Genomic DNA, 22,021 nt, shown 5'->3' with positions numbered 1-22,021 from the left:
CGGAGTGAGTACCACAACGTTGGAGCAACCGGCCGCGGCCGTCGTAGTCGACGATCTCGAGTACGCCACGTCGGTCTTCATGACCGCGCGGCCTCGGTTGTTCAAGGTGGCCTATCGGGTGCTCGGCGACGTCTCCGAGGCCGAGGACGTCATGCAGGACGTCTGGCTCCGGTGGCAACGCACCGACCGGACCGTGGTGGCCAATCCCCCGGCCTTCCTGGCGACGATGACCGCCCGGCTGGCGATCAACGTCGTGAAGTCGGCCCGCCGGCGGCACGAGACCTGTGTCGGCCCGTGGCTCCCCGACCGGGCGGGCACCAGCGTCGATCCGCAGACCGAGGCCGAACGAGGCGAGGCGGTCGAGCAGGCGGTGCACCTACTGCTGGAGCGGCTGTCGCCGGCGGAGCGGGCCGCCTACGTGCTGCGTGAGGGATTCGAGTACCCGTACCGGCAGATCGCGGAGATCCTCCAGCTCGGCGCGGCCAATACGAGGCAGCTGGTGACCCGCGCCCGTCAGCGCCTCACCGCCGACCGTCGTCAGCCGGTGACCACGACCACCCACCGGCGTCTTCTGCAGGCACTGGTCGCCGCGGCCGGCGGTGGCGACCTGGCCGAGCTCGAAGAACTCCTCGCCAACGACATCAGGCGCTGACCGGTCCGGCCGAGCGCCACGGACCTGCTGATCAGGTCGTCTGCACGCGGAGCTGCCGGCGGGAGGTGATGCCGAGCTTGGTGAAGACCTTGCGCAGGTGCCACTCGACCGTGTGCGGGCTGATGAAGAGCTGGGCCGCGATCTCGGGATTGGTCAGACCGTCCCCGGCCAGCGCCGCGATGTGAGCCTCCTGGGCGGTGAGGAGGTCACGGGGACTCGCGGCACGTTCGTGGACCGATGCGCCGGTGGCCTCGAGCTCGCGGCGGGCTCGTTCGGCGAAGCCGTTCGCACCGATCCGGGTGAGCAGCTCGTAGGCGATGCGGAGTTGCTCGCGGGCGTCCTGGCGGCGGTTCACCCGTCGCAGCCATTCGCCATACAGCAGGTGCGCGCGGGCGAGGTGGACCACGATGCGGCTGCGCTCGAGGCGCTCGATCGCCTCCTGGTAAAGGGATTCGGCCTCGCTGCCCGCAGCCAGGAGTGCGCGGGACCGGGCCAGCATGCCCAGCGCCCAGTCTGTACCGCTCGCCCGCGTCGTCGCCGTCAGCCGATCGAGCGCCTCGACGGCCGCGTCCCTGGCATCGCTGCGAGCGGCCCCTTCGACGAGCTCGACCAGCGACCATCCGTAGAACCCCAGATCCTCGTCCTCACAGGCCCACCGAGCGCCGGCCAGCGCCGCGTCGTACCGGCTGAATCCGTTGTGCAGCACAGCTGTCACGTAGCCGGCCAGGCCGATCGCCCGTCCCTCGCCGCGGGCCTTCGCGTCCTGGACACCGGTCTCGACCAGGTGCAGCGTTTGCTTCTCGTCGCCGCGCCAGGCGGCGAGCATCATCGAGGTGTACCTCATCGGGGCGTTCCCGGTCGCCTCCGTGATCGCGTCGGCTTCCTCGATCAGCGCCGCGGCCTCGGCGAACTCACCGGCGTGGACGTGCACGCCGGCGCGATAGCTGAGCGCGACCGGAAGGACCGCGAGCGCGCCGCCGTCGCGAGCCACCCGGACCGCGCGGGTGGCCAGCTGGTGCCAGGACTCGTCGTCCCAGAGCTCCGGGGCGATGGGTTCCGGCGCGACCGGGCAGGCGATCCAGAGCCAACGCATCACGTCCCCGTCGTCGCGGTCCGCCTCGAGCCGGAACTCGTGCAACGCCCGCCGCAGCTGCGCCTGGCTCGCTGCGTTCCCGTCCGTGAAGCGCTTCGTCACGCCGTCCAGCAGAAGATCGGTCGTTCGCGGTGGTTCGCCTCCGGGCGGCGCTGCCCTGGTCGCCTCGGCCACCTCCAGTACGCCGCGGCCCTTGCCGAGACGGCCGACGAAGATCGCCGCCCCGAGCGCCTCGAGGTACGCCTCCCGGGCGAGGCCGCTGTCGATGGCCTCGAGCCGTCTCGCCGCACTGAGCAGCAGAGGTGGAGCGTCGCTGCCGCGTCGCCGGGCGAACACGATCTGCGCCCGCAACCGCTCCAGCTGGGCGCGCCTGAACTCGTCCAGCGGACTCATCTCGGCCACCGCCAGCAGTTCGTACGCCGGGTCCGGCGCGGCCGCCTCGAACATCGCCTGCGCGGCGGCAAGTGCTCGCAAGCCGCGCCGGGCGCCGTCGGGGGTGAGCTCAGTCGCTCGCTGGAGGAACTCGGCGGCCGCGGCCACACCGCCCCTGGCCTCGGCCCGATCGGCGGACCGGACGAGTTCGGCGGCAACAGCCTCATCAGGTCCTGCCGCTGCCTGCGCGCGATGCCAGGCCCGCCGGTCCGGGTCCAGGACGGGATCCGTCGCCTCGGCCAACGCCCCGTGAATCTCCCGACGATCCTCCGCGCCGGCCGTCCGGTACGCCGCCGATCGCACCAGCGGATGCCGGAACCGCACCCTGGACCCGAACTCGATCAGACCTTCCGCTTCAGCCGGCGCCGCCGCCTCCAAGCCGATCCCCAGACGACCCACCGCGCGCAACAGCAACTGCACCTCACCGAGCGGCTCAGCCGCTGCCGTCAGCAACAGCCGCTGCGTGTTGCTGGGGAGGGACTGCACCCGCCGTACGAAGCTCTGCTCGATCTGACTCGCCAGCGGCCGCGCGTCGGGACGGCCGAACCCGCCCGCCAGCTCCGCCGGCGTCAACCCGCGGGGCAACTCGAGCAACGCCAGCGGATTCCCGCGCGTCTCGGCGACCATGCGATCGCGAACCCGCTTGTCGAGGCGTCCGGGGACTGCCGAGTCCAGCAGCGTACGGGCGTCCGCTTCGGCCAAGCCCTCGACCAGCAACTCCGGCAGCCCTTGCCACTGCGAGTCCACCGGCTCGCGGACCCCGAACACCAATCCGATCCGCTCGGCCTGCAACCGCCTCGCCACGAACCTCAAGGTCTGAGCAGACGCCCGGTCCAGCCACTGTGCGTCGTCGATCACGCACACCAGCGGCGCACTCTCGGATGCCTCGGCCAGCAAGCTGAGCACGGCCAGGCCGATCAGGAACTGGTCCGGTCGACTGCCTCCGGTCAGACCGAAGGCGACATCCAGAGCATCCCGCTGCGGAGCCGGCAGCCGATCACGGCGATCCAGCATCGGCGCACACAGCTGGTGCAGTCCCGCGAAGGCGAGCTCCATCTCGGACTCGACGCCCAAGGCCCGGGCCACCCGACACCCGTCGGAGCGGGAGACCAGCCGATCCAGCAACGCCGACTTGCCGACGCCGGCCTCACCGCGAACGACCAGCACCTGCCCTTGCCCCGCCCGGACAGCCGCGAGCACCCGGTCCAGCACGGCACACTCCGCGCGGCGGCCGTGTAACCACGACCCCACCTCATCCCCGGACATGGCGACCCATGGTGCCGAGGCTAGAACGCCCGACGTTCCCCGCGAAAGCCTCATCTCAGTGGTGGACTCGAGGGTCGCGAGGTGTCCCCGAGATGTCACAGAATCGGGTGCTATCTGGTCTTAGCTGGTGAACAGCAAGAGATGGAGGACGCGAGTGCGCAAGATCTTGGTGGTGGGTGGCGGTTACGCCGGCTTCTACACGGCCTGGCGGCTGGAGAAGAAACTCCGCCGCGGCGAGGCCGAGGTGACTGTGGTGGATCCGCGCCCCTACATGACCTACCAGCCGTTCCTGCCCGAGGTACTGGCGGGATCGATCGAGGCGCGGCACGCCGCCGTGTCCCTGCGGCGGCACCTGCGCAAGACCAAGCTGCTCGCCGGGACGGTCACCTCGATCGACCACGCGCACCGGACCGTGACGGTCCACCCCGCGCACGGTCCCGACTTCGCCGTCGGCTACGACATCATCGTCGTCACGGCCGGTGCGATGACCCGCAAGTTCGCCATTCCCGGCGTGGCCGAGCAGGCGATCGGCATGAAGCACGTCGAGGAGGCGGTCGCGATCCGGGACCGCCTGCTCACCGCCTTCGACCAGGCGGCCGTGCTCGAACCCGGACCGCAGCGGCAACGCCTGCTGACCGTCACCTTCGTGGGCGGCGGATTCTCCGGCGTCGAGGGCTTCGGCGAACTGCTCTCGCTCGCGACCACCCTGCTCAAGTCGTACCCCGAACTGTCTCCGGCGGACCTCGCCTTCCACCTGGTGGAGGCGAAGGACAGGATCCTGCCCGAGGTCACCGACGGCCCGGGCGAGTGGGTCGTGCGCACGCTGGAGCAGCGCGGCGCGCAGGTCCACCTGAACTCCCAGGTCGTGTCGGCGAAGGACGGCCACGTGGTGCTGTCCGACGGTACGGAGTTCGAGTCCGAGCTGATCGTCTGGACGGCCGGCAACGCCGCGACCCCGCTGGTCCAGAAGCACACCGACCTGCCCGTCGACCACCGCGGGCTGCTCCAGGTCCGGGCCGATCTCCGGGTCGGCACCGAGACCGAGCCGGTGCCGGATGCCTGGGGCGCGGGCGACGACGCGGCGGTGCCCGACCTGGCCTCGCCGACGCACGACGTGCTGACGGTGCCGAACGCCCAGCACGCCGTACGGCAGGGCAAGCATCTGGCGCGCAACCTGCTCGCGACACTGCGCGGCCGTCGGACGAAGAACTACGTCCACCACAGCCTCGGTTCCGTCGCGACCCTGGGGCTCGGGCGCGGCATCTTCCAATACCGGCGGATCGTGATCAAGGGGTTCCCGGCCTGGCTGATGCACCGCGGCTACCACGTCCTGGCCGTCCCGACCTGGGAGCGGAAGATCCGCGTGCTCGCCATCTGGCTGACCGCCCTCTTCTACGGCCGCGACATCGTCTCCCTGGCCTCCGTGCAACACCCCCGGGACGCCTTCGTGAACGACGGCTACTCCCGGGCGGCCACCGCGGAAGCAGACTCACCCGTCGCCACCTCGCCGCCTACACCAAGCACGGTCGCGAGCTAGTGCAGGGCACTACTCGCGCGAGATCCCGACGTCCTGAGTTGCGGCCCAGCTGGCCAGCAGCTTCAGGGCGTCGGCGGTCGGGGTATCGGGGGCGGCGGTGTAGACGAGCAGGACCAGGCCCGGGTCGGACGGGAACTCCATCGCCTCGAAGTCGAGGTCGAGGGTGCCGACCACCGGGTGGTGCAGCTTCTTCTTACCGGTCCGGTGGAAGCGGACGTTGTGAGCGGCCCAGCGGGTGCGGAAGACCTCGCTCCGGGTGGAGAGCTCGCCGATGAGCTCGGTCAGCGCCTTGTCGTGCGGGTTGCGGCCGGCCTCCGAGCGGAGGATCGCCGCGATGTCGGTGGCGGCCCGCTCCCAGTCGACGAAGAACTCCTGCGACGCCGGATCGAGGTACACGAAGCGCGCCGTGTTCGCCGGACGACGCGGATCGGCGAGCATCGGCGCGTACATGGCGCGGGCCAGCCGGTTCGCGGCGAGCAGGTCGTGCCGCCCGTTGCGGACCCAGGCGGGTGCGTCCGTGATCGCGTCGAGGATCTGCTGGATGACCGGGCGCACCTGCTTCGCCGTGGAGCTCCGCCGCCGGGAGGCCGGACCAGGCGTGGCCTCGCGGGCGAGCGCGAACAGGTGCGAGCACTCGGCCTCGTCGAGTTGCAGCGCCCTGGCCAGTGAGTCGAGCACGGTCTCGGAGGCGCCGGCCAGGTTCCCGCGCTCGAGCCGCACGTAGTAGTCAACCGAGACACCCGCCAGCATCGCGACCTCCTCGCGCCGCAGTCCGGTCACCCGCCGATTACCCCCGTACGCCGGGAGCCCGGCCTGCTCCGGGGTGATACGGGCACGCCGGGAGCTGAGGAACTCGCGGATCTCGGCTCGTCGGTCCATGCCTACCACCGTACGGCGGCCCCCGGTGGCGAAGGAGGCACTGGCATTACCTGGAACACCAGGCACTCCCATACCTGCCTCCGACCCCGTTCACTGGAGTACATGCGAGCCACTTACATGTACGGCGCCGGCGACGTACGGGTGATCGACGTACCCGACCCGGTGATCCAGCAACCGACCGACGCCTTGGTCCGGGTGGTCGGCGCCTGCGTCTGCGGCAGCGACCTGCACCCGTACCACAACCTGCCCGTGCTGCCCGAGGGCAAGCCGATGGGCCACGAGTTCGTCGGCGTCGTGGAGGAGATCGGTGCCGAGGTCTCGACGCTGACGAAGGGCGACTTCGTCATCTCGCCGTTCGCCTGGTCCGACGGGACGTGCGACCTGTGTCTCGAAGGCCTGCAGACCTCCTGCCGACACGGCGGGTTCTGGGCGGGCAACGGCATCGGTGGCGGTCAGGCCGAGGCGATCCGCGTGCCGTTGGCCGACGGCACCCTGGTCAAGGCACCTGTCGGCGAGGATTCCGAACTGCTGCCGTCGCTGCTGACCCTGTCGGACGTCTACGGCACCGGCTACCACGCCGCGCTCAAGGGTGGAGTCAGCCCGCGAACGACGGTCACCGTGATCGGCGACGGCGCCGTCGGGCTCATGGCTGTCCTGTCGGCCAGGCAACTCGGGGCCGATCAGATCATCCTGATGGGCCGGCACAAGGACCGCACCGACCTGGGGATCGAGTTCGGCGCGACCCAGGTCGTGGCCGAGCGTGGCGAGGAAGGGATCACCAAGGTCCGCGAGCTCACCCGCGGCGACGGGACCCACGTAGTACTCGAGGCTGTCGGTCACATGCCTGCTTACGAACAGGCTCTCGGGGTGATCCGCCCGGGCGGCGTGATCAGCCGGGTCGGCGTACCGCAGTACGACGAGGCGCCGGTCGGCTTCGGCAGCCTGTTCGGCCAGAACATCACGCTCACCGGTGGACCGGCGCCGGCCCGTGCCTACATCGAGCGCCTGCTGCCTGGCGTCCTCGACGGCAAGGTCAACCCCGGCAAGGTCTTCGACCGAACTGTCTCCCTCGAAGACACCCCGGCCGCGTACGAGGCCATGGATACCCGCCAAGCCCTGAAGGTGATGATCAAATGACCCCGGCCCAGAAGCTCATCGGCGACTTCGCACCGAAGCTCGTCTCCCTCACCGACGACACGCTCTTCGGGGACGTCTGGGCCCGGCCCGAGCTGTCACCGCGGGACCGGAGTCTCATCACCGTCGCCAGCCTCATCACCGGCGGCAACACCGAGCAACTCCGCGGCCACCTGACCCGGGCCAAGGACAACGGCCTCACCGAGACCGAGCTCAAGGAGGTCATCATCCACCTGGCCTTCTACGCCGGCTGGCCCAAGGCCATGTCCGCCATCGTCCTCGCCAAGGAACTGTTCTCACCCGAGGACGATCCCGACCAATGACCAGAGCCTGGACAACTGAGGAGCTTCAGCGCATCGGTGGTTCGACGGAGGTACAGGTCAGTTCCGAGCGACCGGACGGGACAGTTCGCCCCTACGTCACCATCTGGCTCGTCCGGGTCGGGGACGAGCTGTACGTGCGATCCGCCTACGGCACCGACAATCCCTGGTACCGCCGGGCCAAGGCGAGCGGAGCGGGCCGGATCCGCGCGGGTCGGTTCGAACGCGGGGTGACGTTCGCCGAGGCCGGGAGCCAGGTTCATCCAGCGATCGATGCGGCCTACCACACGAAGTACGACCGCTACGGGCCTCAGATCGTCGGTACCGTTGTGGGAGACCGGGCTGCCGCCGGGACGCTGCGGCTTGTGCCCCGCGACTGAAATGTTGTTTCTTTCCGACCACGCGACACGGGAGTTACTGATGGAGTATGTACGTCTTGGCAGGTCGGGGCTGAAGGTCAGCCGGATCGCGCTGGGTTGTATGAGTTTCGGGGACACGTCGCGAGGGTTCAGCGAGTGGGCGCTCGACGACGCGGCGGCCGAGCCGATCTTCCGGCAGGCGGTCGAGCTCGGGATCAACTTCTGGGACACGGCCAACGTGTACGGGTTCGGGAGTTCCGAGGAGATCGTCGGGCGGGCGATCGGCAAGTACACCAAGCGCGACGACATCGTGCTGGCGACCAAGGTGTACTTCAGGATGCACGACGGGCCGGGCGGTTCGGGACTGTCGCGCAAGGCCATCATGGAGAACATCGACGCCTCGCTCTCGCGGCTCGGGACCGACTACGTCGACCTCTACCAGATCCACCGCTTCGACCCCGAGACGCCGGTCGAGGAGACGATGGAGGCTCTGCACGACGTCGTCAAGGCCGGCAAGGCCCGGTACCTCGGCGCCTCGTCGATGTGGGCCTGGCAGTTCTCCAAGCTCCAGTACACCGCCGACCTGCATGGCTGGACCCGCTTCGTCTCCATGCAGAACCAGTACAGCCTGATGCAGCGCGAGGAGGAGCGCGAGATGTTCGGGCTGCTCGCCGACCAGGGCGTGGGGAGCATCCCGTGGAGCCCGCTCGCCAAGGGCCGGCTCGCCCGCCCGTGGGGCACCCAGACCCACCGCGCCGACACCGATCCCGTCGGTCAGCGCTTCTTCGCCGCCAACGACCAGCCGATCGCCAATGCCGTCCAGCGCATCGCCGAGGCCCGTGGCGTCCCGATGGCGCACGTCGCCCTCGCCTGGGTGCTGAAGAACCCCGTCGTGACCGCGCCGATCGTCGGCCCGACCAAGCCCAACCACCTGCCGGACGCCGTCGCCGCCCTCGACCTCGACCTCACTCCTGACGAGATCACCGCCCTCGAGGACTCCTACAGCCCCCGCCCACCCACCGGCTACTGACACCGAATACTGCGCGCCGGCAGCCGCGGACGGGATCCCCGGTACGCCGTAGCGGCGTACCGGGTCGTCGCGGTCAGAAGCCGGGGAAGACCTTGCGCAGGTCGTCCAGGGTCAGCCGCTCGCTGGTGAACTCCACCGCGGCCGGCGTGTACTGCGCCGCGTGCCGGCCGGTGACCAGGCGAACGAAGTACTCGGCCGGTGCCGTGAGTACGGCGTCCGCGGGCTGCGGCACCTCGGCCAGGCGGACGGTGTCGTCGATGAGCAGACCGAAAGCCCGGTCCGGTTCGACGGTGTTCACGGCGATCCGGACGGCGCCGTCGAGCTGGTCAGCCTTGCCGACCCAGGCGAGCGTCTGACCGATGCCGTCGAGCAATGCCTCCGTCGCGTCCGGGGCGAGCACCGCGGCCGGGTCGAAAGCGACGCGTACATCCCAACTGTGCAAGGTGAACTCGCTGAGCCGCATCCGGGCGGCAGTGTCGACGTCAACCGGCTCGGGCAGGAAGCCGAAGTCGATCCGAAGGTCCTTGTGCTGACGCTCGTCCAGGCCCTCGTAGAACTGCAGCAGCTTCTCGTTGGCAGCGCGGAAGCCGGCCGCCTGCTCCCCAGGCGACATCGCGTCCCAGCGAGCCCAGGTCGCCTTGTTGAAGTCGCCGCCCGGTGCGCCGGTGCCGGCGAGCGCGCCCTCGAGGGTGGCGAGGTGGATCTCGGCGCCGCTGCCCAGGTGACTCAGGACCTGCGCCACCGTCCACTCCGACGCGGCGGACCCACGAGTGAGGTCCTCCGCCCGGAACTTCGCCACCAGCCTGTCGAGGTCGTCGTGCCCGGCACGCAGTACCTGGATGGTCTGGTCGGCTTGCTTGGTCATCAGGGGTCTCCCGCGGGTCGTTGAATGGTCCACCAACGATCAGCAACACAACCGCCGGATTCCTTCCCGCTGGTACTGAGCCCGCGGCCGGGCTCCGTACCAGGGGCCGGTCAGAGCCGGATGGACTTCTTGTTCATGAACTCCTCGATGCCGGCCGGGCCGAGTTCGCGGCCCATGCCGGAGCGCTTGATGCCGCCGAAGGGGAGGTCTGCCTGCGAGCCGCCGGCGCTGTTGAGGTAGACCATGCCGGCCTCGATCTGGCGGGCGACCCGGCTGGAGCGTTCCCGGTCGGTGCCGAAGACGCTGGCGCCGAGGCCGAAGGGGCTGTCGTTCGCGATGGCGATCGCCTGCTCCTCGGTCTCCGCCCGGAAGACGATCGCGACCGGGCCGAAGATCTCATCGTAGTACGCGTCCATCTCCGGCGTCACGTCCGTCAGCACGGTGGCTTCGAGGAAGGCGCCGGGGCCGATCCGGCGGCCGCCGGTGCGCAGGGTGGCGCCTTGTTCGACGGCCTTCTCGACCTGCGCGGCCACCTCGTCGGCCGCCGCGATGGAGGCGAGCGGCGGCAGCTTCGTCTCGGGGTCCGCCGGGTCGCCGGGCAGGTAGAAGTCCGCCACGCGTTTGGTCAGCCGATCGACGAACTCGTCGTAGAGGTCGGCCAGCACGATCATCCGCTTCGGCGCGTTGCAGGACTGGCCGCAGTTGCGCATCCGCGCGGTCGCCGTCGCCTTGACGGTCTCGTCCAGGTCGTCGGTGTCGAGCACGATCAGCGGGTCGGACCCGCCCAGCTCGAGCACGGTCTTCTTGAGGTTCCGGCCGGCCTCGGCGGCGACGGAGATGCCCGCCTGCTCGCTGCCGGTCAGGGAGACGCCCTGGATCCGCAGGTCGGCCAGGATCGCCGGGATCTGCGACGAGGACGCGAACGTGTTCACGTACACGTCGTCCGGTACGCCGGCGTCCCGCAGTACGGACTCGATCGCGACGGCCGAACGCGGGCAGATCGAGGCGTGCTTCAGCAGGATCGTGTTGCCCAGCACCAGGTTCGGCGCGACGAAACGGGCCACCTGGTAGATCGGGAAGTTCCAGGGCATGACGCCCAGCAGCGGGCCGATCGGGCCCTTGGTGATGACCGCCTCGCCGCCCTTGATCGTCATCGGCTCGTCGGCCAGCAGGTCCGGGCCGTTGTCCGCGTAGTAGTTGAAGATGTCGACCACGATGCCGATCTCACCGCGGCCCTCATTGATCCGTTTGCCCATCTCCAGGGTCATGATGGCGGCCAGTTCGTCGGCCCGTTCGGCGAACAGCTCGGCCGCCCGGGAGACGACCTTCGCGCGGTCGGCGACCGTGCGACGCCGCCAGGAGTCGTAGCCGCGGTGCACGCGATCGATCGCGGCGCGGACCTCCTCGTCGGTCGCGTTCTCGATCTGCTCGATGAGTTCACCCGTCGCCGGGTTGGTGACTGCGTACATGGGGGACGAGTCCTCCGTTCTCTACGACAGTGCGCAAGCGAACAGGCTAACCGCTACGGTACATACTGTATACACTCATCTCACCCTCAGCCACCTTCCGACCCCGGGGATCCCAGACTCTGCTGGCCGGTGAACTGGTCGGCCGAGGTTACGTGCCGGGCGACGCGCCCAGCGCGCAAGCTGTTGCTGTCTGCCGCGACGCGCCCGGGTTCACCCAGACGACTGGCGCCTTCAACCTGGTCGCCGCCGACGGGACCTGGATCTGGAACGAGGGCACACCTAGCGACATCACCCCCGTCCGGGGCACCCGGCTCGTAGTACTGGACAAACCTCCGTACAGCCGCGGCTGGGACGCGGGGCGGTTCTTCCCCGGCATGCGCGGGTCCCTGACACTCGAGCGGGTGCTGTCCCCGGAGGAGACCGAGTCCTGGTTCGCCGACGTCTCCCCTGCCAAGGACTTCCACGCGTAGGGCCGACCGCGCGGGCGGCCGGCCCCACAGGTCTCAGTCGACCAATGCGAGCGGAGTTGCCGGGCGGTAGAGGGTCTCCCCCGACAACTCGTCGACGATCGCGACTCGTACCTCGTCGGGTTCGTACCTCAGCCTCGGTACTGCGAAGACCGCCGTCGCCGGGCGTTCGCCATATGCCGCGGTGTAGCTGACGAAGCGCCAGTCGCCTTCGTCCCAGTGATCGCGGATGTCCGATCGCAGGAACGGGTTGACGGACTGGTAGGCGGTGCTCCGCAGCAACTGCTGCTGCGTCGCCGCCAGCGGTACGTCGTACGACGCCGTGCCGGCCAGCGGATGCGTGAGCCGGACGCGCAGGCGTCGCAGCGGCATCAGCCAGTACCGGTCCAGCTCGGCCGACAAGCCGACGAACACCATCCCCTCGACGACCACCAGCGCGATCGACCACGGCTCAACGGACCACCAGCCGATGTCAGCAGTGAGCGCCACCAGCGCCGCGGCAAGCAGCACCCCGGCTCGGGCGATGGCTCTCCACCTCACGGGCGTAGCGGCCGAACCCATGCAACCGCACGACGACTCGGGCACGACCACGCGCGCATAAACGACATAGCCGACGAAGCCCGCCGCGAGTGCCACCGCGGCCAGCGCTTCCACCATCCACACAGGCGGCAGCAGCAAGGCCACGGCGATCACCAGTTCGATTCCGCCGACCGCGCGGTACGCCGGAGCGGCGTACCGATCGCCGACCAGGTTCGACAGAGCCGTACGCCGTGCCTTGGCGGCGACGTGCGGCCCATGGAGTTTCCCGTACGACGACCACGCCAGCAGCAGGCCGATCACCAGCGGCTGGACGGCCGCGAGTTGTCCCAGCATCTGCGAATCCCCGGTCAGGCGGCCGCGTAGATGGTGGCGAGATCGACCTCGTTGGTGTCCGGGCGCCAGGCACCGATCACCTGGGCGTGCTTGCCGACCTTCAGCATCGACAGGTCCGAGATCGCCGCGGTTCCGTTGTAGACGGCCGCGCTGGTACCGGGCACCACGTGGCCGACCACCTTCTGGCCGTTGTGGTCCAGGTGCAGCACGTTCTTGCCGATCGCGGTGATGTGCACCTTGAGGTTGACGATGTTCACCCAGACCGACTCGGCGGCGAGCAGACCGCCGGGCATCAGCACGCCGCGGGCGTACAGGCCGTCGCCGACGAGCACCTGGTCGACCGTGGTGGGCCGCAGCTTCCAGACGCTGGTCCCGCCGGTGAGCTGGATCCGGTGCAGGCGGCCGTCCGAGCCGGACGCCATCACCACACTGCCGTCGCGGCTGACGACGCGACCTTCGGCGAAGTTCGGATCCGGCTGGCCGGGCTCGGGCAGTTGCGCCCTTGCGGCGAAGGCCGTTTCGGGGGCAAGCGAGCCCATCGCGGTCGCGCCGACGAGCGTTGCGCTGGTGCCGAGCACCGCGCTGGTGAGCAGAGTGCGACGTCCGATCGTTCCAGTCATCTCCGTCACTCCCCTCAACCCACGTTGACCGAGCACGGGATCAGACCGGCGTTCAGGCTCGCGATCGCGCTGAAGGCCGCGGGCGTCAGATCGATGATCCGGTTCGACGCGCAGGTGCCGCCGCAGCAGGCCCGCTCGCCGCAGAACAGATCCGTCTGCGGACCGCAGTCCGCGATCGAGGTGACCACCCGGGCGCCGTTGCACAGGTTGGTGGTCGAGTGCCGGAACCCGCAGGTCCGCCGCGACATCGCGGTGACCCCACAGCGGTCCGGCCTGGTGATCGAGTAGCACGCGTCCGACGTGTTCGGCCACGCGTGCTGGAAGTTGCCTGAATGACAGGTGCCACAGGCACCTCTTCCCGTGCTGCCGCACGGGCCCCACGAATTACCGCAACAGAACCACGAAACCTCGCCGTTCACTCCAGCCATGACAATTCCTCCTAGGTCTCAGGGCGGATCGACCCATGTCCTTTCAGTTGTACTCTCGCTCCGTGATATATGCACCACCCTGCGTCAACCTCAGGAATTTTCTTACTGCCTCGTCCAGCGCGGTGATGACAGGCGTTGGCCGGTAGTGGCCAGAAGCGGACAGGGGAAAACCGTCGCTTCACGGCTGACCGGAGGGGCATGCTGGGGGGCACGAAAGTCCGCCCATCGTCGATCGGATACCGCCCGTGCCCGTTCAACGGAAGTCCCGCCTTGCCCTGAGGCTGGCCGCAGTACTGGGTTCAGCCGCCATCGCCGGAGTCGCACTCGCCGCTCCCGCCCCGATCACGGCCGCCGCCGATCCGGCGCCGGCCTCCGCCCAGCCCGACCCGGCCAACCCGTGGCAGTACGACCATTGGCCGCAGACCCAGCCGTGGCAGCAGTCGTCCCCGCTCATCGCGAACCGGCTCGCCCAGCCCGGCTTCGGCGCGCCCATCGACCCGCAGAACTGGGTCAATCCGGACCACATGACGTGGGCCGACTACAAGAAGCCTCCTGGAACCAACTGGGCCGACCCCTCGAAGAAGGGCTCGGTCCGGACCTTCAAGGGCGCGCTCGTGCTGGTCGACTACGCGAACCAGCCGTTCGTGATCACCCAGCCGAAGGGCTCCACCCCGTTCGGCAACCCGAGCGCCGAGGCCAACGGAGTACCGCGGGACCAGGTCGCCGACTTCTACCGCGACTTCCTGAACAAGCCCGGCGCGCTGAACCGCGGCCACACCATCCACGAGTACTGGATGGAGGACTCCGGCGGCCGGTACGGCGTCGACCTCACCTCGTTCGGCGCCTACCAGATGCCCGGCAAGTCGTACGAGTACGCGATGGAGTTCCAGGCCGGCACCGGCTGCCCGGCCGGCGACTCCTGCAACAAGAACCTGCGCACCGACGCACGAGCCGCCTGGGTCGCCGACGTCGGAGCGGAGGTGCCCGCCGGGTTCGACTTCGTCTTCTACCTGAGCGCCGGCCAGGACGAATCGTCCACCTGGCAGGAGTTCGGGCCGATGAAGTTCCCGACCAAGGAGGACGTCTCCGACACCTTCGGCCCGCCGGACCCGGCCCTGCCGAACTGGACCCGCACCCGGTACGTCGAGTGGACCTCCTGGGCGTCGGGTTCGACCCTCTGGCCGAACGCCGGCGGCGGTTCGACCACGCAGGCCGAGAGTTCCGGCATGTCGGTCTTCGCGCACGAACTGAGCCACGTGCTCGGCATCGGCGACAACTACAACAACCCGTACGGCGTACCGCCCCGCCGCGCGTACAGCGGGATCTGGGAGATGCTCAGCCGCGGTACGTTCAACGGCCCGGGTGGTCCACACAGTCGCTGGATGATCCCGGCGACGGGTGGCGCCTCGATGGGCGCGCAACACATGCTGCGCAACAAGATCAAGCTGCAGATGGTCGACGAGCAGAACGTACTCCGGCTGTCGCGCGAGGGCCTCGCCGAGTCCGGTGTGGTGATAGCCGACGTGACCGCGCGGGTGAACCAGCCCGGGCCGAACGGCCTGTCGGGCATCAACATCGTGCTCGGCACAGGTGATCTGTCCCCGGCCTGCAACACCACCACAGACCCACTTTGCGACGGCGGCGGTTACAACAACTACACGCTCGAGGTCGTCGACCGGGTCGGCACCGACTCGTTCACTCCGGACTCCGGCGTCCTGCTGGCCAAGACCAAGAACCAGGACCAGGCACCCTTCGAGTGGGTCATCGACGCGAACCCGCAGGACATCGGGATGACCGACTACGTGCTGCCCGACGGCACCGAGGTCCCGATCACGGTCGGCGACTACCGCCAACTGTCGGACGCGCTTTTCCACGCCGGCACCAACTCCGGCAGCGAGTTCGAGTACGTCGACGCGGCGAACAGGCTGCATTTCTACGTGACGAACGTGCGCCGCGACAAGGTCGGCGTTCTTTCGTACACGGTGGCGGTCCGGTCCCTCGACGGAGCCGGGCCCCAGAAGCGCGGCGTCCGGATGCTGCCAACCGTCGGCCTGCCCGGTGGTGACGGCGTCTCCACCTGCGCCTTCCCGCTCACCAACACTGGGAAGACCGCCCCCGCAGGCGGCCACCCGGAGGACGTCACGCAGTACCTGAACGGTGACGTCTACCGCGTCGCGGCCAAGATCGACGGCCGTGGCTGGTCGGTCGCCCTCCCGAACGCCCTGGCCACCGCCAAGGCAGGCTCGACCATCAAGATCCCGGTCCAGGCCAAAGCCACCCCCGAGGCCGCGAAGGTAGCCCGAGTAACCCTCACCGCCACCTCCGAAAGCGACCCCACCAAGAAGTCCACCACCACCTGCGTCGCCATCGCGAAGTAGTCGAAATTCGTTTGCTGCTGATGGGTCGAGTTCGAAGAACGGGCTGCATGCCTGCTGTTGTAGAACTGCATGCCCGCTCTTGAGGTACTGCGCCGACCGGTTTATCCCCGGTCGGCGCAGTACGACTTCCTTCTCGTCGCAACCCGGCCTGTCAGTCCTCTCCGGCCAGGGTCGTGAGTTCGTCTCTGGTCCAGGTCTTGCTCACTCCTGGTGCTGCCAGCAAGTAGTCGGCGATCTGGGTTGAGGACCAGCCGTGGGCCTCGCGTAGCCCGGTGGCGATCCAGCCCACGTACGTCGCGCTCGGGGCGGCCGGCTCCAACTCGGACACGTCGCCGTGGGTCACGGTGAACATCGGTAAGCCGTCCCGAGTCCCCAGCCGCGCAACCGTCTCGTACCGGCCCGGGCCCATCGTGTGAACTGACTCGACGTCACCCAGCAACCCGGCTAGGTCCCGCGCGAACTCCCCGCCTGGTTCCCGCCGCATCTCCTGCGCGGCCACATCCCCCAGCTGCTCCCCACTCAGCAGATATGCCCTGCAGGCGACCAGCCCGGCGCCCTTCACGTCGTAGAAGGCCATTCCGCCACCCCACGCCCGCGACTCGCCCGCGAACATCAGCCCACCCGGTACGTCGAGACTCACCACCCGCTCGGGGTCTCGCTTGTCGCGGCAACCGGGATACTCCCGCCTCCCACCCGCGGGACGGCCGCCCGCGAGGTAACAACGAAACCGCTCGAGTGCCAGGTTCGACCCGTAGGCGACGTACCAGACTCGCTGCATCGAGCCTCTCAGACCGGTAGGGGACGTTCGTCGAAGGCCAGGCGGGCCTCGTCCAGAAGAATGCGTGAGGCATCACGGTAGCGACGATCCGCGTCAGCCGGGGTGTCGCCCACGGCCGTCAGGCCGACCCGGCCGAGTTCGGTCAGGCAGCTGATCATGTGGAAGACGATGCCCACCTGGCGCGACTGGTCGAAATGCAGCCGATGCCGCGCGACGATGTCGAACAGATCGGCCGGCACCAGCCCCCGTAACAGGTCGGACTCGAGATGGTCGGTGGCCACCAGGTGTTTCTCGTGTCCCCCCGGCGTCATGAAGAGCGCGGTAACGGGGTCGTATCGGCCATCGGTCAGGAACTGCAGGGTGAGGAACGGATGCGTTGTGCCACCCTTGCGCAGATTGAGCTCGATCGCGTACGGCGTCCACACGCCGCCGGAGCCCCGTACTACGACGAAGTCCACCGCGAACCGGCCGAGCGCGCCTTCGCGGGCGACGCGTTGCCCGATCGCCTCGGCGTGCTCGGTGATCAAGCGCGCGTACTCGGCGGCCGCGGGGAACACGCAGCCCAGGTAGCTCTGCCCGCTGGCGCCGCCGAGCAACTGGTCATGGGTGGACAAGAGCTCGACCTCGCCGGACGGCAGAACGCGCAGCTGAACGCTCGGGCTGCGGAGTTCCTCCCCCACGATGCGTTCTTCCACGATTCCGCCGTTCTCGGCGAACTTGGCGAGGTAGGCCTCGAGTGGGGTGGTCTGCGACTCCAGCTCCATCGCCTGCAGCCGCTTCATCACCTCGGCCCGCTCATCCGTCGAGCCCGGCGCAGGCAGCCCGTTCAGCCGGACCACCGCGTTCCCTTCCCCGGAGACGCCTTCGTTGAGCTTCACGATCGCGCTGTCCATCGACGGCCGGTCGGCCCGCATCCGTACCAAGGCGTCCGCGATGTCATCGAGAGTGCGCAGATTCTCCGCGCCCAGCGGATGAGGCACACCGACCTCGGCGAACAACCGGCGGCACCCGGACTTGGACCCGAGATCCGCCAGCCGCGGATCCGCGCCGTACATCGGAATACCGAGGCTCAGCGCCACGTCACGCTCCAGCTCGGTGGTGTTGTAGGGCACCAGATGGGAACGCGCGGGATTCGGGATGAGCGCCCTGATGCGCTGCATCAGCCGGGGCCGGTCCAGCAGCTTCTCGCTCAGCGGGACCGGCGAGGCGTCGTTCACCGCGATCAGCGACAGCCGCGCTCGTGCGTGACTTGGGATCACTCCGGGCAGCAGGCTGAGGTAGTACTCGACGATCTCCGCAGCGACCGGCATCGAGGTCACGTAGACCATCCGCAGCCGCGGTTCACGCAGCAGCATGAGTAAGAAGAGGAACCTCTCCTCATAGGCCTCCATGATCGTCCCGGTCCCGACCGTCTCCGCCTTGTCCAGTGAGATCGACGGGATGATGACGACCGACTCGTCCTCGTAGTTGAGCTTCATCACGTCCCACACCGAGGCCATCCGCGCCTGCAGGCGGTCGAAGTACCGGTAACGATCCTGCTCGCTGAGTGCGGAAAGCGTGACCGCGGCGGCCGGCTCCGCGGTCCACAAGTCGCCGGTCATGACACGGTCCTGGCACTGTCGATGCCCCTGACGCTGAAGGCATGAACGGTCCGGCTGAAGCCACGCACCTCGCGGTTGCCGCTGTCCTCGCCGACGACCAGGTCGCCCGCCGCTGAGTAGACCCGCTCGGTCACCAGGATCTGCCACGGGTCCGCATCGGCGCACAGCCGGGCCGCGAGGTTCGTCACGCTCCCGATCGCGGCGTAGTCGAGCCGGCTGTCGAAGCCGATCTTGCCGAGGGTGGCGTAGCCCTGGGCGATCCCGATCCCCAGCCCCAGATCATGCCCGCGCCGGCGCCAGGCTTCCGCCAACCCGCGTACCCGGGTCCGCATCGCCACGCTCATCCGGATGGCACGCAGCGGTCCGTCCTCGCAACGCACCGGGTCGTTGAAGAACACCATCAGGCCATCGCCGGCGAACCGCTCCAGGGTGCCCTCGAACCGGAAGATCAGGTCGCCGAGCGCCTGGTGGTACTCCTTCAGCACGCCCATCACCTCTTCCGGCTCACTCGCCTCGGCGAACGTGGTGAAGCCACGCAGGTCGCAGAAGACGACCACGATCTCGCGCCGGTGGCTCTCGAGGAACGACTCGTCGCCGGAGTCCACGATCAGCTCGGCCAGTTGCGGCGAGAGGAACCGCCGCAGCCGGCTCATCCGCTGCAGCTGAGTCACCTGGGTCTCGACCCGAGACTCCAACTCCTGGTTCCACTCCGCCAACTCCCCGGCCTGCCGCTTGATGGTGTCCTGGTAGCGCTTGATCCGGGCCAGCGAGGCGACCCGTGCCAGCAACTCGCTCTGGTTGACCGGCTTGGTCAGAAAGTCGTCCGCTCCGGCTTCGAGTGCCTTCACCTTCTGCTCGTCCCCGCTGGCGGTCACCATCACGACGGGCAGATAGGCGGTGTCAACCTGCTCCCGGATCCGCCGGCAGACCTCGTATCCGTCCATCCCCGGCATCACGATGTCGAGCAGGACCAGGTCGATGTCGTCCGCGGCGATCTTCCGCAGCGCCTCGTCGCCCGACGACGCCGTCCGTACGTCGTACCCGCGTGGGGCGAGGATCGCCTCGAGCAGCCGGACGTTGGGCGGTTGGTCGTCGACCACGAGCACCGTGGAGTTGGCAGTGGTCATGTCACGCCTCCGAGCCTGAGAAAATCGCGAATCTGCTGAGGAAGGCGACGCACACTGATCGGCTTCTCGACGTAGCCGGAGAAGCCGGAGTCGAAGGCGCGCTCGCGGTCGTGGTCCATCGCGAACGCCGTCACCGCGACCACGGGTACGCCGCGGGTCCTGTCGCTCGCCCTGATCTGCCGGAGCGCCTCGACGCCGTCGATCCCAGGGAGTTGCAGATCCATCAGGATCAGGTCAGGCGACTCCTCCACGGCCAGCCGTACCCCCTCCTCGCCTGAGGTCGCCTCGAGCACCTCGTACCCGGAGTACTGCAGCACGTCTCTGACCAGCTTGAGGTTCTTGGGGTTGTCCTCGACCACCAGAATCCGGCCGGGACTCATGACGGCGGCCCCTCGATCCCGGGTTCGGCCGAGCCCAGGACGCCCGTGGCTACGAGGGCGTTCAGCAACGCGTCGCGGCTGACCGGTTTGACCAGGTAGGCGGCCGCTCCCAGCGCGGCACCGCGAGCTTGCTCGTCGACGATCGACACTACGATCACCGGGATTCTCCTTGTCTCGGGCTCGGTCTTCAGTGCCTGAAGCACCGCCCAGCCGTCGATGCCCGGCAGCCGGATGTCCAGCAGTACAGCCGCCGGACGTACCCGGCGAACCGCGTCGAGACCGGTCTGACCATCCCCGGCCGTAGTGACTTGGAGGTCGGCACCGGCCAAGTAGGCCGTCATCAGGTCCAACGACGGCCGGTCGTCCTCGATCACGACGACATCCCCGACCGGTTGACGCGTCGGGCCTGGCCGGTCCACGACCTCGCGGCTTCGCAGCGAGAACCCGAAGGTGCTTCCGATGCCGACCTCGCTCTCCAGCCACATCTTGCCGCCGAGCAGCTCGACAATGCGGCGGGACAGAGTCAGGCCGAGCCCCGTGCCCTCCTCCTGCGACGGTCCCCGACCGCCCTGCTGGAACGACTCGAAGATCCGCTCGCGGTCCTCCAGCGGTACGCCGATCCCCGTGTCGGTGACGGTGATCTCGATCTCGGAACCGGTTCGGGATGCACGGACCACCACCGAGCCGCCGTCCCTGGTGAACTTCACCGCGTTCGTCATCAGATTCAGCACCACCTGCTTCAGCCGAAGCTCGTCCGCGTACACGAGCCCGACGTCGGTACCGACCTCCACGCGGACGTCGATCCCGTGCAAGGCCGCTCGCTCGCGCAGCATCGAGGCCGTGTTGTCCAGCAGCGCGTGCAGTTCGAAGGTCGAGTACGCCAGTTCCATCCGCCCTGCCTCGACCTTCGACAGGTCGAGGATCTCGTTCAGCAGTTCCAGCAGGTGCTTGCCTGAGCTGTGAATGTCGCGCAGGTATTCCTCCTGGCGTTCGTTGACCTCGCCGAACATCTGCTCCAGCAGCACCTCGGAGAAGCCGAGTACCGCGTTCAGCGGCGTCCGCAGCTCGTGGGACATGCTCGCCAGGAACTCCGACTTGTGACGGCTGGCCACCTCGAGCTCCGCGCTGCGCTCCTCCAGCTCGCGGTACAGCTGCGCGTTGAGCAGGGCGAGCGCCGACTGATCGGCGAACATCTCCAGCAGGACGAGCGACTCCTCGGAGAACTCGCCGGGCTGCTTACGCCGTACCACCAGGGCGCCGACGATCTGCCCCTCTCGGAGCATCGGTACGGCGACGACAGACCGCCAGCCGGCGTCGTAGAGAACCTGGAGATGTGGATCGAGGTCGGCCGCGCTGAGGTCTTCGAGCACCAGTGGTCGTCCGAGCTTGGCGGCCCGGCCGACGAGCGTCTCGTCGAGGTGGATCCGAGTGGACCGAAGACGCTCGACCACGCTCGGCTCGGTCCGGTAGACACCACGCACCAGGAAGCAACGCTCGTCCTCGGCGTACTCCATGATCGAACCACCGTCGGTCGCAGACAGCCTGACCGCGTGCTTGGCGATGGTCGAGAGCACGTTGGCGACGTCGAGGCTGGAGTTGACCGCCTCGCCGACCTCACGGAGCGCCTCCAATTCCCCGACCCTTCGCGACAGCTCAGCACCCCGGGCCTCGAGCTGACGGACCAGCTTCACGCCGTTGACTGCCATCGCTGCCTGGCCGGCGAAGGCGGTGACAATGGCCTGCTCGCGGTCATCGAAGGGGTTGACCTCGTTGCGCCAGACGGTCAGGGCGCCGACGACCTCGTCGTCGACCAGCATCGGTGCGCCCATCGTGGTGCGGAAGCCGGCGACCCGTTGGAGGTCCTGGCGGCCGAAGTCGGGGTCGGCGAGGACGTCGGCGATCTGCTGAGTGGTGTGGTCCAGGCCGACGCGGCCGATCAGAGTCTGGCGATCGATCGGCATCGGATGCTCGGTGATGAAGCGGATCGACTCCTCGGACAGCCCGACCCCCTTGATCAACCGGTAGACGCCGTTCTCGAGGAGGTAGAGGTGGGCGGCCTGCGATCGGCACAAGCGGCGGGCGCTATCGACGATGGTGGTCAGTAGTCTGTCAGGGTCACCGGCCGACCGGCCGATCGCGGACAGCACCTCGTTGGCGGCGGCGAACTGGTCGGTCAAGGCCGTGAAATCCCGTTGGAGCCGCTCGTGCTCCACTGCGGTGACGGCGCCCCCAGCCGGCGCCTGCTCGGCCATCGTGTCCTCCCACCGCCGGACAAACCGGCGACCCCCTTTCCGAGTGTGCCGCCGATGCCGGACCCCGACAACACGCGGTCA

At 68.7% G+C, this 22,021-nt stretch carries 20 protein-coding genes; 9 read left to right on the top strand and 11 right to left on the bottom strand.

From position 1 onward, the window contains the following. Positions 1-4: 4 nt before the first annotated feature. The gene (locus tag ACFPJ1_RS41830) at positions 5-652 is read left to right on the top strand and encodes a sigma-70 family RNA polymerase sigma factor (protein ID WP_380111975.1); all 648 of its coding nucleotides are present in this window, start codon (positions 5-7) and stop codon (positions 650-652) included. A gap of 31 nt (positions 653-683) precedes the next feature. Here the strand turns inward: ACFPJ1_RS41830 and ACFPJ1_RS41825 are convergent, their stop codons facing one another. After that, positions 684-3,443 carry a helix-turn-helix transcriptional regulator gene (locus ACFPJ1_RS41825; RefSeq protein WP_380111974.1) on the bottom strand — a complete coding sequence of 920 codons (2,760 nt, stop codon included), beginning with the start codon at positions 3,441-3,443 and terminating at the stop codon, positions 684-686. A gap of 154 nt (positions 3,444-3,597) precedes the next feature. Between ACFPJ1_RS41825 and ACFPJ1_RS41820 the strand changes: the two genes are divergently transcribed. Continuing rightward, positions 3,598-4,980 carry an NAD(P)/FAD-dependent oxidoreductase gene (locus ACFPJ1_RS41820; RefSeq protein WP_380111973.1) on the top strand — a complete coding sequence of 461 codons (1,383 nt, stop codon included), beginning with the start codon at positions 3,598-3,600 and terminating at the stop codon, positions 4,978-4,980. A gap of 9 nt (positions 4,981-4,989) precedes the next feature. Here ACFPJ1_RS41820 and ACFPJ1_RS41815 read toward each other — a convergent pair whose 3' ends face one another. Continuing rightward, positions 4,990-5,859: a helix-turn-helix domain-containing protein gene (locus tag ACFPJ1_RS41815; RefSeq protein ID WP_380111972.1), complete on the bottom strand. Its 870-nt coding sequence runs from the start codon at positions 5,857-5,859 to the stop codon at positions 4,990-4,992. A gap of 102 nt (positions 5,860-5,961) precedes the next feature. Here ACFPJ1_RS41815 and ACFPJ1_RS41810 point away from each other — a divergent pair, with 102 nt between their 5' ends. Genes ACFPJ1_RS41810 through ACFPJ1_RS41795 form a run of 4 tightly spaced genes read left to right on the top strand, consistent with a single transcriptional unit; the run spans position 5,962 to position 8,702 of the window. Beyond that, complete coding sequence (locus ACFPJ1_RS41810) at positions 5,962-6,996, top strand: zinc-binding dehydrogenase (protein ID WP_380111971.1); 1,035 nt, start codon at positions 5,962-5,964, stop codon at positions 6,994-6,996. Then, on the top strand, positions 6,993-7,316 hold the full coding sequence (locus tag ACFPJ1_RS41805) for a carboxymuconolactone decarboxylase family protein (RefSeq protein ID WP_380111970.1): 324 nt from the start codon (positions 6,993-6,995) through the stop codon (positions 7,314-7,316). The genes ACFPJ1_RS41810 and ACFPJ1_RS41805 overlap by 4 nt, the downstream gene beginning before the upstream one ends. After that, positions 7,313-7,693, top strand: a complete 381-nt coding sequence (locus ACFPJ1_RS41800) for a DUF2255 family protein (RefSeq protein ID WP_380111969.1) — start codon at positions 7,313-7,315, stop codon at positions 7,691-7,693. The genes ACFPJ1_RS41805 and ACFPJ1_RS41800 overlap by 4 nt, the downstream gene beginning before the upstream one ends. Positions 7,694-7,733: 40 nt before the next feature. Continuing rightward, a complete protein-coding gene (locus ACFPJ1_RS41795) occupies positions 7,734-8,702 on the top strand; it encodes an aldo/keto reductase (protein WP_380111968.1) in 969 nt (322 codons plus the stop codon). Positions 8,703-8,775: 73 nt separating this feature from the next. On the opposite strand, the gene ACFPJ1_RS41790 is transcribed toward ACFPJ1_RS41795, so the two are convergent. Both ACFPJ1_RS41790 and ACFPJ1_RS41785 read right to left on the bottom strand, forming a co-directional pair. Then, positions 8,776-9,567 carry a maleylpyruvate isomerase family mycothiol-dependent enzyme gene (locus ACFPJ1_RS41790; protein WP_380111967.1) on the bottom strand — a complete coding sequence of 264 codons (792 nt, stop codon included), beginning with the start codon at positions 9,565-9,567 and terminating at the stop codon, positions 8,776-8,778. A 110-nt stretch (positions 9,568-9,677) separates the two neighbouring features. Further along, positions 9,678-11,036 carry an NAD-dependent succinate-semialdehyde dehydrogenase gene (locus tag ACFPJ1_RS41785; RefSeq protein ID WP_380111966.1) on the bottom strand — a complete coding sequence of 453 codons (1,359 nt, stop codon included), beginning with the start codon at positions 11,034-11,036 and terminating at the stop codon, positions 9,678-9,680. Between the two features lie 152 nt (positions 11,037-11,188). On the opposite strand from ACFPJ1_RS41785, the gene ACFPJ1_RS41780 reads away from it, so the two are divergent. Continuing rightward, positions 11,189-11,506: a hypothetical protein gene (locus ACFPJ1_RS41780; protein WP_380111965.1), complete on the top strand. Its 318-nt coding sequence runs from the start codon at positions 11,189-11,191 to the stop codon at positions 11,504-11,506. A 33-nt stretch (positions 11,507-11,539) separates the two neighbouring features. Here ACFPJ1_RS41780 and ACFPJ1_RS41775 read toward each other — a convergent pair whose 3' ends face one another. Both ACFPJ1_RS41775 and ACFPJ1_RS41770 read right to left on the bottom strand, forming a co-directional pair. Further along, the gene (locus ACFPJ1_RS41775) at positions 11,540-12,376 is read right to left on the bottom strand and encodes a MauE/DoxX family redox-associated membrane protein (protein WP_380111964.1); all 837 of its coding nucleotides are present in this window, start codon (positions 12,374-12,376) and stop codon (positions 11,540-11,542) included. A gap of 14 nt (positions 12,377-12,390) precedes the next feature. After that, a complete protein-coding gene (locus ACFPJ1_RS41770; protein ID WP_380111963.1) occupies positions 12,391-12,996 on the bottom strand; it encodes a cell wall protein in 606 nt (201 codons plus the stop codon). Between the two features lie 24 nt (positions 12,997-13,020). Between ACFPJ1_RS41770 and ACFPJ1_RS41765 the strand changes: the two genes are divergently transcribed. Next, complete coding sequence (locus ACFPJ1_RS41765; protein WP_380111962.1) at positions 13,021-13,284, top strand: hypothetical protein; 264 nt, start codon at positions 13,021-13,023, stop codon at positions 13,282-13,284. A gap of 385 nt (positions 13,285-13,669) precedes the next feature. Then, complete coding sequence (locus tag ACFPJ1_RS41760) at positions 13,670-15,802, top strand: M6 family metalloprotease domain-containing protein (protein WP_380111960.1); 2,133 nt, start codon at positions 13,670-13,672, stop codon at positions 15,800-15,802. A gap of 151 nt (positions 15,803-15,953) precedes the next feature. On the opposite strand, the gene ACFPJ1_RS41755 is transcribed toward ACFPJ1_RS41760, so the two are convergent. From ACFPJ1_RS41755 to ACFPJ1_RS41735, 5 genes are read right to left on the bottom strand one after another with little or no spacing between them, the layout of a single operon-like run. After that, on the bottom strand, positions 15,954-16,580 hold the full coding sequence (locus ACFPJ1_RS41755; protein ID WP_380111958.1) for a histone deacetylase: 627 nt from the start codon (positions 16,578-16,580) through the stop codon (positions 15,954-15,956). An 8-nt stretch (positions 16,581-16,588) separates the two neighbouring features. Further along, positions 16,589-18,181, bottom strand: a complete 1,593-nt coding sequence (locus tag ACFPJ1_RS41750) for a peptide ligase PGM1-related protein (RefSeq protein ID WP_380111957.1) — start codon at positions 18,179-18,181, stop codon at positions 16,589-16,591. Then, positions 18,178-19,308 (bottom strand): adenylate/guanylate cyclase domain-containing protein, encoded by a 1,131-nt coding sequence (locus ACFPJ1_RS41745; protein WP_380111956.1) that lies wholly within the window; start codon positions 19,306-19,308, stop codon positions 18,178-18,180. Before ACFPJ1_RS41745 ends, ACFPJ1_RS41750 begins: the two co-directional genes overlap by 4 nt. Continuing rightward, positions 19,305-19,688 carry a response regulator gene (locus ACFPJ1_RS41740; RefSeq protein ID WP_380111955.1) on the bottom strand — a complete coding sequence of 128 codons (384 nt, stop codon included), beginning with the start codon at positions 19,686-19,688 and terminating at the stop codon, positions 19,305-19,307. The genes ACFPJ1_RS41745 and ACFPJ1_RS41740 overlap by 4 nt, the downstream gene beginning before the upstream one ends. Next, entirely contained in the window at positions 19,685-21,940 is a 2,256-nt protein-coding gene (locus ACFPJ1_RS41735) for a GAF domain-containing protein (RefSeq protein WP_380111954.1), read from the bottom strand. Before ACFPJ1_RS41735 ends, ACFPJ1_RS41740 begins: the two co-directional genes overlap by 4 nt. Between the last annotated feature and the right edge of the window lie 81 nt (positions 21,941-22,021).

This window comes from Kribbella qitaiheensis, from assembly GCF_042657745.1.
Classification (GTDB): Bacteria; Actinomycetota; Actinomycetes; order Propionibacteriales; family Kribbellaceae; genus Kribbella; species Kribbella qitaiheensis.
This window is presented reverse-complemented; position numbering and strand designations above follow the sequence as displayed.

Bases quoted from the DNA above. Each gene is read 5' to 3' on its own strand.
- ACFPJ1_RS41825 (WP_380111974.1), bottom strand. From the start codon at position 3,443: ATGTCCGGGGATGAGGTGGGGTCGTGGTTACACGGCCGCCGCGCGGAG.
- ACFPJ1_RS41815 (WP_380111972.1), bottom strand. From the start codon at position 5,859: ATGGACCGACGAGCCGAGATCCGCGAGTTCCTCAGCTCCCGGCGTGCC.
- ACFPJ1_RS41810 (WP_380111971.1), top strand. From the start codon at position 5,962: ATGCGAGCCACTTACATGTACGGCGCCGGCGACGTACGGGTGATCGAC.
- ACFPJ1_RS41805 (WP_380111970.1), top strand. From the start codon at position 6,993: ATGACCCCGGCCCAGAAGCTCATCGGCGACTTCGCACCGAAGCTCGTC.
- ACFPJ1_RS41800 (WP_380111969.1), top strand. From the start codon at position 7,313: ATGACCAGAGCCTGGACAACTGAGGAGCTTCAGCGCATCGGTGGTTCG.
- ACFPJ1_RS41795 (WP_380111968.1), top strand. From the start codon at position 7,734: ATGGAGTATGTACGTCTTGGCAGGTCGGGGCTGAAGGTCAGCCGGATC.
- ACFPJ1_RS41790 (WP_380111967.1), bottom strand. From the start codon at position 9,567: ATGACCAAGCAAGCCGACCAGACCATCCAGGTACTGCGTGCCGGGCAC.
- ACFPJ1_RS41785 (WP_380111966.1), bottom strand. From the start codon at position 11,036: ATGTACGCAGTCACCAACCCGGCGACGGGTGAACTCATCGAGCAGATC.
- ACFPJ1_RS41775 (WP_380111964.1), bottom strand. From the start codon at position 12,376: ATGCTGGGACAACTCGCGGCCGTCCAGCCGCTGGTGATCGGCCTGCTG.
- ACFPJ1_RS41770 (WP_380111963.1), bottom strand. From the start codon at position 12,996: ATGACTGGAACGATCGGACGTCGCACTCTGCTCACCAGCGCGGTGCTC.
- ACFPJ1_RS41755 (WP_380111958.1), bottom strand. From the start codon at position 16,580: ATGCAGCGAGTCTGGTACGTCGCCTACGGGTCGAACCTGGCACTCGAG.
- ACFPJ1_RS41750 (WP_380111957.1), bottom strand. From the start codon at position 18,181: ATGACCGGCGACTTGTGGACCGCGGAGCCGGCCGCCGCGGTCACGCTT.
- ACFPJ1_RS41745 (WP_380111956.1), bottom strand. From the start codon at position 19,308: ATGACCACTGCCAACTCCACGGTGCTCGTGGTCGACGACCAACCGCCC.
- ACFPJ1_RS41740 (WP_380111955.1), bottom strand. From the start codon at position 19,688: ATGAGTCCCGGCCGGATTCTGGTGGTCGAGGACAACCCCAAGAACCTC.
- ACFPJ1_RS41735 (WP_380111954.1), bottom strand. From the start codon at position 21,940: ATGGCCGAGCAGGCGCCGGCTGGGGGCGCCGTCACCGCAGTGGAGCAC.